General features: G+C 73.3%; 11 protein-coding genes. 6 read left to right on the forward strand and 5 right to left on the reverse strand.

The genetic code is table 11. The annotated features are described in order from the left end of the window. The 4 genes from AB0K34_RS45150 to rimP form a co-directional block, all read right to left on the reverse strand. Nucleotides 1-374, reverse strand: a 374-nt coding sequence (locus tag AB0K34_RS45150) for a translation initiation factor IF-2 N-terminal domain-containing protein (protein ID WP_364554673.1), incomplete at its 3' end; no start/stop codon positions are given. Between the two features lie 108 nt (nt 375-482). After that, nucleotides 483-824 (reverse strand): YlxR family protein, encoded by a 342-nt coding sequence (locus tag AB0K34_RS45155; RefSeq protein ID WP_338072529.1) that lies wholly within the window; start codon nt 822-824, stop codon nt 483-485. Further along, complete coding sequence (nusA, locus tag AB0K34_RS45160; RefSeq protein ID WP_138633513.1) at nt 790-1,839, reverse strand: transcription termination factor NusA; 1,050 nt, start codon at nt 1,837-1,839, stop codon at nt 790-792. Before nusA ends, AB0K34_RS45155 begins: the two co-directional genes overlap by 35 nt. Nucleotides 1,840-1,864: 25 nt before the next feature. Further along, a complete protein-coding gene (gene rimP / locus AB0K34_RS45165) occupies nt 1,865-2,476 on the reverse strand; it encodes a ribosome maturation factor RimP (RefSeq protein ID WP_138633479.1) in 612 nt (203 codons plus the stop codon). A 221-nt stretch (nt 2,477-2,697) separates the two neighbouring features. Here rimP and AB0K34_RS45170 point away from each other — a divergent pair, with 221 nt between their 5' ends. From AB0K34_RS45170 to AB0K34_RS45180, 3 genes are all read left to right on the forward strand, one after another. Then, nucleotides 2,698-3,717: a DUF4439 domain-containing protein gene (locus AB0K34_RS45170; RefSeq protein WP_364554676.1), complete on the forward strand. Its 1,020-nt coding sequence runs from the start codon at nt 2,698-2,700 to the stop codon at nt 3,715-3,717. 81 nt (nt 3,718-3,798) lie between these two features. Continuing rightward, a complete protein-coding gene (locus AB0K34_RS45175; RefSeq protein WP_138639973.1) occupies nt 3,799-4,140 on the forward strand; it encodes a hypothetical protein in 342 nt (113 codons plus the stop codon). 93 nt (nt 4,141-4,233) lie between these two features. Then, on the forward strand, nt 4,234-5,292 hold the full coding sequence (locus tag AB0K34_RS45180) for an SAM-dependent methyltransferase (protein ID WP_138639972.1): 1,059 nt from the start codon (nt 4,234-4,236) through the stop codon (nt 5,290-5,292). 47 nt (nt 5,293-5,339) lie between these two features. Here AB0K34_RS45180 and AB0K34_RS45185 read toward each other — a convergent pair whose 3' ends face one another. Further along, nucleotides 5,340-6,038 (reverse strand): HAD family hydrolase, encoded by a 699-nt coding sequence (locus AB0K34_RS45185; protein ID WP_364554678.1) that lies wholly within the window; start codon nt 6,036-6,038, stop codon nt 5,340-5,342. 103 nt (nt 6,039-6,141) lie between these two features. Between AB0K34_RS45185 and AB0K34_RS45190 the strand changes: the two genes are divergently transcribed. From AB0K34_RS45190 to AB0K34_RS45200, 3 genes are all read left to right on the forward strand, one after another. Next, nucleotides 6,142-7,692, forward strand: coding sequence for a hypothetical protein (locus tag AB0K34_RS45190; RefSeq protein ID WP_364554680.1), 1,551 nt, complete (start codon nt 6,142-6,144; stop codon nt 7,690-7,692). Between the two features lie 106 nt (nt 7,693-7,798). After that, nucleotides 7,799-8,068 carry a hypothetical protein gene (locus AB0K34_RS45195; RefSeq protein ID WP_138639969.1) on the forward strand — a complete coding sequence of 90 codons (270 nt, stop codon included), beginning with the start codon at nt 7,799-7,801 and terminating at the stop codon, nt 8,066-8,068. Between the two features lie 144 nt (nt 8,069-8,212). Then, a partial coding sequence (locus tag AB0K34_RS45200) for a lysylphosphatidylglycerol synthase domain-containing protein (RefSeq protein ID WP_364554682.1) occupies nt 8,213-8,936 on the forward strand: 724 nt, incomplete at its 3' end.

Raw genomic sequence — 8,936 nt, forward strand, 5'->3', positions numbered from 1 at the left:
GGAACGGGGCCGGGCCGCGGACGGCTGTGGCCGCGGGGCCCGCCGGGGCGCGGGTGGGGGGGGGGGGGGCGCGGCGCGGCGGGCCGGGGGGCCTGCGGGCGCGCGCCCTGTCCGTCGGAGGCGCCGCCGGGCGGGCCCGGACGCGGCGCGGCGGGACGCGGACCCGAAGGTCGCTTCTGCGCGCCCCGATTGTCCCCCTGCTTGGAGGACGAAGAAGAATTTGAGAAGGCTTCCTTCAGCCTGCGTTCGACCGGCGCCTCGATCGTGGAGGACGCCGACCGTACGAACTCGCCCATCTCCTTGAGCTTGGCCATGACGACCTTGCTCTCAACACCGAACTCCTTGGCGAGTTCGTAAACCCGGACCTTCGCCACTGCACTCCCTACTCGGTCCGGGGGTGCGGCCTCCGGACCGTCGCTAACTTGCCGTACTCATCGCGGCGTGCTCATCGAGCGCTCATAGCAATCTCGACCTGCTTCCGACTAGACGTCGCTTTCACTTCGGCCATCCTGCTGCCGCGCGGCGTGCACCGCAAGCCGTGCCCGCAGCGCACCACCGTCGAGCGGCCCCGGCAGGCGGAACGCCCGCGGGAACGCCCGACGCCGCTCTGCGAGCTCGAGACACCCCAGGTCGGGGTGCAGATGCGCACCCCGTCCCGGCAGCCGCCCGCGAGGATCGGGGACGATGACGCCCTCGACCACCACCAGGCGCAGCAAGCCGGACTTGGCCGTGCGAACCCGGCAGCCCACACACGTGCGAACAGGGGCCGCCCGGCCACGTTTCATGAGTCTACCGCGCCGAGGCGTCCGCGGGGCCTGTCGCATGCTCTCCTGACGTAGAAGATCCGGTTTGGCCGGGCTCGGCGGGTTCCGCGGGGGGCCGCACCGGCTCGGTGTCGGACCTGATGTCGATCCGCCAGCCGGTCAGCCGGGCGGCGAGCCGCGCGTTCTGCCCCTCCTTGCCGATGGCGAGGGACAGCTGGTAGTCGGGGACGATCACCCGGGCGACCCGGGCGTCGGCGTCGACGACCTCGACATGGGAAACCCGCGCGGGCGACAGCGCATTCCCGACGAGCTCCGCGGGGTCGTCCGACCAGTCGACGATGTCGATCTTCTCGCCGTGCAGCTCGGCCATCACGTTGCGGACCCGGCCGCCGAGCGGGCCGATGCACGCGCCCTTGGCGTTCACGCCGGACTTGCGCGAGCGCACCGCGATCTTGGTGCGGTGGCCGGCCTCGCGGGCGATCGCGGCGATCTCCACGGTGCCGTCGGCGATCTCCGGGACCTCCAGCGCGAACAGCTTGCGGACGAGGTTCGGGTGCGTGCGCGACAGCTGCACCGACGGGCCCCGGTGGCCCTTGCGGACCTGCACCACGTAGGCGCGCAGCCGCTCGCCGTGCTCGTAGCGCTCGCCGGGCACCTGCTCCTGCGGGGGCAGGACGGCCTCGATGCGGCCGAGGTCGACCAGCACGTTGCGCGGGTCCTTGCCCTGCTGGATGATGCCGCTGACGATGTCGCCCTCGCGGCCGGCGTACTCGCCGAAGGTCAGCTCGTCCTCGGCGTCGCGCAGCCGCTGCAGGATCACCTGCTTCGCGGTGGTCGCCGCGATGCGGCCGAAACCGGTCGGGGTGTCGTCGTACTCGCGGAGGTCGTTGCCCTCCTCGTCGGTCTCGGTCGCCCAGACGGTCACGTGCCCGCTCTGCCGGTCCAGCTCGACGCGCGCCTTCGGCGCCGCGCCCTCCGTCCGGTGGTAGGCGATCAGCAGGGCGTCTTCGATGGCCTTGACGGCCACGTCGAGCGAGATGTCCTTCTCGCTCTCCAGGCCCCGCAGGGCGGTCATGTCGATGTCCACGAGGTTCCCCCCTCTAGTCCGGCTCAGCCGGAGAACGCTTATCGTCGGCCGTCCGCTCCAGGGGTTTGAACTCCACCTGGACCCGGCCGCGCCCCAGCTCGTCCAGGCCGAACCTGCGCCGCGCGGTCTGCGTCCCGGCGCCCTTGCCGCGCCGCTTCTGGACGACGTCGATCTCGACGGCGGCGTCGTCGGCCGCGACCACGCGGCCCTCGACCTGCCCGCCCTCGGCCAGCGGCGCGACGACCAGCCGGCCGACGGCGCGGCGCCAGTGCCGCGGCTCGGTGAGGGGTCGGTCGACGCCGGGCGAGGTCACCTCCAGCACGTAGGGCGAGGTCCCCATCACGTCGGACTCGTCGAGCAGCCGGGAGGCGGCCTCGCTCACCCGGGCGACGGCGTCGAGGTCGACCCCGCCGTCCCCGTCCACCACGATCTTCACGAGGCGGCGGCGCCCGGCCGGGCGGACGTCGACCTCCTCCAGGTCGAGGCCGATCTCGGCCACGGCGGGCTCCACCAGCCGGGTCAGCCGGTCGATGGCCGTGTCGCGCGCGGGACGCGCGGAGGCGTCGGCGCGCCTGCCGGGACCGCGCCCGCCCTGAGCGCGGCCACCGCTGGACTCGACGCTCATGGGCCCTCCTCGTGTTCCCTCTGTTGTCACGCCTGCGATCGCGGATGTCACCGTTCGTCCGTCGACACCTCAAGGGTATCGACAGCCGGGGACCGCGTCGGTCTTTCCGGCGGCTCACCGGCGCGGCGGATATGGAATGCTTGAGCTGGCCCGATGGACGCGTCCGTATCCCGCGACCGCGACGGGCCTCCACCACCGTGCCACCGGGTGAGGAGACTCCCTTGCCGAACGCCCTGCCGCGCTCGCCCGAGGAGGCGATGTCGCGGCGCGCGCTGCTGCGGCGGGGGGCCGTGCTGGGCGGGGCGATCGGCGGGGGCGCCCTGCTCCTGCCGTGGCTGGCGGGCTGCGCGGCGGAGTCGTCGGCGTCGTCCCCGGCCGGGCGCACCGGCGTCGCGGTGCTCGTCGGCGCGATCGCGTCCGAGCAGCACCTGATCGCGGCCTACGAGGCGGCGCGGTCATCGGGTGCGGTGCCCGCCGACCGGCTCGATCCGGTCCTCGCGCACCACCGCCGGCACCTGGAGGTCCTGAAGAGGCACTACGTGCCGGGCTCGGGCGACAGGGCGGGCGAGGGCGGCGCGATGCCGTCCGCCAGTCCCGCTCCCCCGGTCCCCGCCGGCTCCGCGCAGGCGCTCGCCTTCCTGCGCGACGCTGAGGAAGGCGCGGCGCGCGCGCGGACGGCCGACGCCGCCAAGGTAAGCCCCGCGCTGGCGCAGTTGCTCGCCAGCATCGGCGCCTGTGAAGCGGGCCATGCCAGGACGGTCAGGGGCGAGGTCCCGGCCGTCCGCTCCAGGTCCGACACCGAAGCCTTGCGGACGGCGGTGTCGGCCGAGCACGCGGCCGTGTACGGGTACGGGGTGCTCGGGGCCCGGCTGCGCGGCACGCTGCGGCAGACCGCGAAGGACATGTGGAACGGCCACCGGGCCCAGCGCGACGAGCTGGCGTCGATCCTGTCCGGCGACCCGGACCCGGCGGCGGCCGCCTACCGGCTGCCCGTCCGGGTCACCGACGCGCGCAGCGCCGCCCGGCTCGCGGCGGCGCTGGAGGACGACCTCGCCGCCGCCTACGTCGGCCTCGCCGGCCTCTCCGCCCCCGACCTGCGGGCGTTCGCCGCCGACAGCGCCCAGCGGGCGATGGCACGGTCGGCCCGGTGGCGGGCGCGGGCGGGCGCCGCGGCGCCGCCGGAGGCGTTCCCCGGGCTGCCGCCCGCGGCCCTCGCGCCCCGCCCCGAACCGGGTGAGTGATCTTCCGCACGGCGGGAACGAAGCGCGGCACCGATCGCGTTGGTCCCGGTAGAGGGGACTACTCGGGGGAGGAGCCCAGACGTGACCACGACTCCGACGGAGGGCGGGCGCAGCGCCCTCGACGAGCTGCGGGACGCCTACCACGAACAGCTGAACCGGCTCGCGGCCGAGCGCGACGCCGCGCGGCGCCAGGCGCGCATCGCCCAGGCGCAGGCGGACGTGGCGCGGGCCGACCTCGCGAGCCTCACGGCCCGGGTGCACGAGCTGCTGGCCGCCGCCGCGCGGCACCTCCCGGACCTGCCCGCCGCCGAGGGCCCGGACGAGCGCGCGCGGGCGCTGCCCGCCGCACCGGACGCTCCCGCCGCACCAGACGCTCCCGCCGACGACGCGGCGCCTTCGGACCGTCCCGCGCGGGCCGCCTGACCGGGGAGGAGCGGCCCGTCCAAGGGCCGCGCGGAGACCGCCGGGCCATCGTCCCGGCGGTCTCCGCTCCGACCTTCCAATAGGGTTCTGCGAATGACCGCGTACGGCCTCCTCGTCACCCCTTCGCACAACCGCGTCTACGCCCAGGCCGCCGCCGACTTGCTGAAGGCGGAGCTGACGGTGTTCAGCGAACAGGCCCTGGGCGGGCGCCTGGGCGACATCCGCGAGACGGCCATGGGCGGCGTCCCCTATGTGACATTCTCCGCCGACGAGCTGACGGAGCAGGACGTCCGCCTCCTGTCGAACCTGTCGGGTCTCTACGCGCTGTTCCAGATCGAGGGCGAGCTGCTCCGGCCGGTCGCGCTCCAGCCCCTCGACCTGTTCGGCAGCGACCTGCTGACCATCCAGAAGTACTCCGGCAAGACGAACGAGTACTTCACCAAGCTGCTGCTGAACGTCACCGCGATGGCGATGGACTCGCCCATGGACCTGGTGACCGGCCGCCCCCGCGTCCTGGATCCCATGTGCGGGCGGGGCACCACCCTCAACCAGGCGATGATGTACGGCCTGGACGCCGCCGGAATCGACATCGACGCCAAGGACTTCGACGCCTACGCGGCCTTCATCAAGACCTGGCTGAAGAACAACCGGGTCAAGCACCAGGCCGAGACGGCCAACATCCGGCGCGAGAAGGCCGTCCTCGGGCGCCGCCTCCACGTGACGTTCGGGGCGTCCAAGGAGCGCTACAAGAGCGGCGAGACGATGGAGATCACGGTCGTCAACGCCGACTCCGTGGGCGCCGGCAAGTTCTTCCGGCCCGCCTCGTTCGACCTGATCGTCACGGACGCCCCGTACGGCGTCCAGCACGGCAGCCGCCCCAAGGGCGCGCAGCCGGGCCGCAAGGGCAAGCCGCAGCTGTCACGCAGCCCCGTCGACCTGCTGGCCGCCGCCGTCCCCGAATGGGCGCGGCTGCTGCGCCCGGGCGGCGCCATCGGGATCTCCTGGAACACCTTCGTCGGCCGCCGCGAGCAACTCGCCGACATCCTCCGCACCGCCGGCCTGGACGTCCAGGACTCCGACGCCTACCGGAGCTTCCGCCACCGCGTGGACCAGGCCATCACCCGCGACCTGATCGTGGCGCGCCGCCCCTGACCCCCGAAGCGTCTGAGCTCCGCCTGTTGCTCCGCTCCCGGCGCCGGTCAGGCGTACCAGCGCTCTACGTGCGGGAGCAGTTCGTCCAGGGTGTGGATCAGGGCGTCGGGCGGTGTGAGGCCGGGGCGCTGGAAGGCGTGGGTGGTCTGGTGCCACAGCTGGACGGCGCGCAGCCCGGCCGACTTGGCGCCGTGGATGTCGTCGTAGGGGCGGTCGCCGACGAAGACGCAGGACGCGGGGTCGGTGGCGCCGACGGCGTCCATGGCGGCGCGGAACGCCTCGGCGTGCGGCTTCGTCCAGGGGATCTCGCTGGAGTAGACGGCGCCGTCGAGCATGCCGAGGACGTCGTCGCGGGCGAAGACGCGCTCGTGCCACTCGCGGGTCCAGATGGTGTTGGACAGGACGCCGATCTTGATGCCGCGCTCGCGGAGGGCGTGGAAGAGGCCGGGGACGGCGGGGTCGGTGTGGGTGTGCGGGGTCCAGGTCTCGAAGTGCGCCGCGAGGAGGTCCTCGGTGGGCTCCACCCCGGCCATCTCGAACGCCTCGGCGAGCGTGGCGCTGCGGTGCTCCTCGGTGCCGCGGCGCCACAGCTCCAGCTCGGCCTCGGCGAGCGCGGCGGCGGCCTTCTCGACGGCGTCCGGCGGCAGGTGGGCGGAGCAGATCGCGCGCCACATGTCGGTGAGGTCGAGGTCGTGCCACGGGGTCAGGGTGCCGCCCCAGTCGAAGATCACAGCTTGTACGCCCATGACCGGATCGTAACCATCCGAGCGCGATCGACGATCACCGTTTACGCTGTGGATCACCCCGGAGGGCGCGACCGGGCCGCCGTCGTCCGTCTTGGAGCCCGTCATGCGCAGACCCCTGCTCGCCGCCCTCCTGACCGCGGGCCTCACCACCGCCGGCCTCGCGGCCCCCGCGGCGGCCGCCCCGATCCCCGACGGCCCGGGGAAGGGCTTCGTCCCGGCGTACGTGGGCGGGCCAGCGACGCCGCGGCCGCTCCCCGGGCGGCCTGTTCCGGCCAACCCGCACCAGGGGCCGGTGGGGACGTCGTCGATGCACGCCGATAGCTACGCGTCCGACACCTACCCGTTCCCAGGGCCGCTCGGCCGCGATCCCGAGGTGCTCAACGAGGCCAAGGGCGGCGGCCTGCCGGGGCTGTGCTCCACGGTGACGTTCGCGCGGCGGACGGGCCTGATCGTCGCGCAGTGCACGCGCGGGCAGAACTTCGTCCTGCGACTGATCGACCCGAAGACGCTCAAGGACCTGGCGACCTACGACCTGCCGCCGCGGCCGTCGACCGTCCAGGCCGTGTTCTCGCTGAGCCTCGACAAGGTGCTCACCGACACGTCGGGCGGCGCGTACTACTACCTGGACCCGCAGGACCGCGCCGTCCTGGCGGATTCGGCCTTCCACCTGCGCCGGTTCGCGCACGAGAAGGGGCCGGACGGCAGGTGGCGCTTCACGGTGACCGACGACTGGGACCTGAGCGGCCACCTGCCCCATGACTGCGCCACGTGGACGAATCCTTGGCCGAAGGGCGAATGCGACCCGATCACCGCAGTCGGGCCCGACTGGGACGGCCTGATCTGGTGGATCACCCGGAACGGGCGGGTCGGCACGGTGGACCCGGACTCGGGCACCGTCCGGATGACGCGGCTCACCGGGGAGAGCATCCAGAACTCCTTCGCCGGGGGCGAGGACGGCGTCTCCATCGTCTCCGACCACGCGCTGTACCAGATGCGAGCCGACGCGAGCGGCATGCCCACGGTCGTGTGGCGCCAGCCCTATGACAGAGGTACCGGACGCAAGCCTGGCCAGATCGACCAGGGTTCGGGGACGACTCCCACGTTCTTCGGTGACGGCTACGTGGCCATCACCGACAACGCCGACGACCGCATGCACGTCATCGTCCGGCGCAGGGACGACGGTGAACTCGTCTGCCAGATCCCCGTGTTCGGCAGCGGGGCCAGCGCGACGGACAACTCCCTCATCGGCTACGGGAACAGCCTGTTCGTCGAGAACAACTACGGCTACCGCAACTTCTTCGAGCTTCCGCCGGGAGGGTCGTCCGTGGGCGGGGTGAGCCGTGTGGACGTGAAGTCCGATGGGAAGGGCTGCGAGACCGTCTGGACGAGCCAGGAGCGCTCGCCGTCCACCGTGCCGAAGGTGTCGGTGCCCAACGGGCTGCTGTACCTGTACACGAAGGAGCCCCGCCGGGACCTCATCGACGCCTGGTACCTGACCGCGGTGGACGTCCACACGGGCAAGACCGCCTACAAGGTGCTCACGGGCACGGGCAAGTGGTTCGACAACAACTGGGCGCCCATCACGATCGGTCCGGACGGGAGCGCGTACATCGGCGTCATCGGCGGGCTCGTCGCGGTCCGCGACCGTGGGTAGGGCGGTCCGCGACCGCGGACAGAGCCGTCCGCGATCACGAGTAGGGCTCCGGTCAGCGGGGATACCGGTTCGATCAGGTGAAAACCAGACGAACCGGGAGGGAATGATGAGGGCACGCAGGCCCGGTGAGTCGCGCGACTTCCGCGACGACATCGACGACATGGGCGACAACGATCAGGACGAGGAGATCGGCCTGACCGAGGAGTACGTGACCGACCCGCCCGACGACCTGGTGATCGAGGAGCCCGAGCAGAGCAGGGACGGGCTCGGCATCACCGAGTACGAGCGGCAGGCCGCGCGGGACGGCGACGACGAGCGCCCCCGCCCGGACACCGCCGCCGAGTCCGACGCCGTCAACCCGACGCGGCGGCCCTGACCGCGCGTCCGCGCGCCCGCGGGCCGCGGCCGCCGGTGACGCGTGTGGCAGGGGTCTCTTTGCGGTTCGTTTCCGGACCCGGGGGAATGTCATAGGCGGGCCATAGGTTGCGCATTGCGGGCGAGCTTGCGAGGTGACCGGGACATGCATGAGACAGTCACGGCACCGGTCCGCCCTCCGGGCGACGCCGAGCCCCCGCCGGCCGACATCAAGCCCCTTTCGGCCACCGCCGCGCCCCCTTCGGCCAGCGCCGCGCCCATTTCGGCCAGCGCCGGGCCCCTTTTGGCCGACGCCGAGTCCCCGTTCCCGCTCCCCGGCGGGCATGACGACCGAGCGGCGCCGCGCCCGTGGTGGCGGCGCAAAGCGGGTCTCCTCGTCCAGTGGGCGCTGGTCCTGGGCGCGCTCGCCGCCTTCCCCCTCTACCGCGACGAACTGCCCGACCTCGGCGCCATCTGGTCGGCCGCGGCGCACGCCGATCCGGGCTGGCTCACGATGGTCGTGCTGGCCGTGGCCGGGTCGATGGGCGCGTTCGCCCGGCTGCAGCGCCGGCTGCTGCGCGTCGGCGGGCTGCGCATGCCGCTGCGCCGCGCGTTCGCGATCACCTACGCGGGCAACGCGCTGTCCACGACGCTTCCGGCGGGCCCCGCGGTGAGCGTCGTCTACACGTTCCGGCAGTTCCGCCGCGGCGGGGCGTCGGCACCGCTCGCCACGGCGGTGATCCTGGCCGGCGGCGTCATCACCACCTCCGCCTACTCGCTGGTGGGCCTACTGGCGCTGCTCGCCGACCCGCACGCCCGCGGGCCGGCGCTGACCGCGCTGGCCGTCCCGCTCGTCCTCGCGGTGCTGCTCGTCCCGGCGCTGCGGCGGC

Origin of the sequence: Actinomadura sp. NPDC049382 (assembly GCF_040677125.1) — a bacterium.
Taxonomy (GTDB): Bacteria; Actinomycetota; Actinomycetes; order Streptosporangiales; family Streptosporangiaceae; genus Spirillospora; species Spirillospora geliboluensis.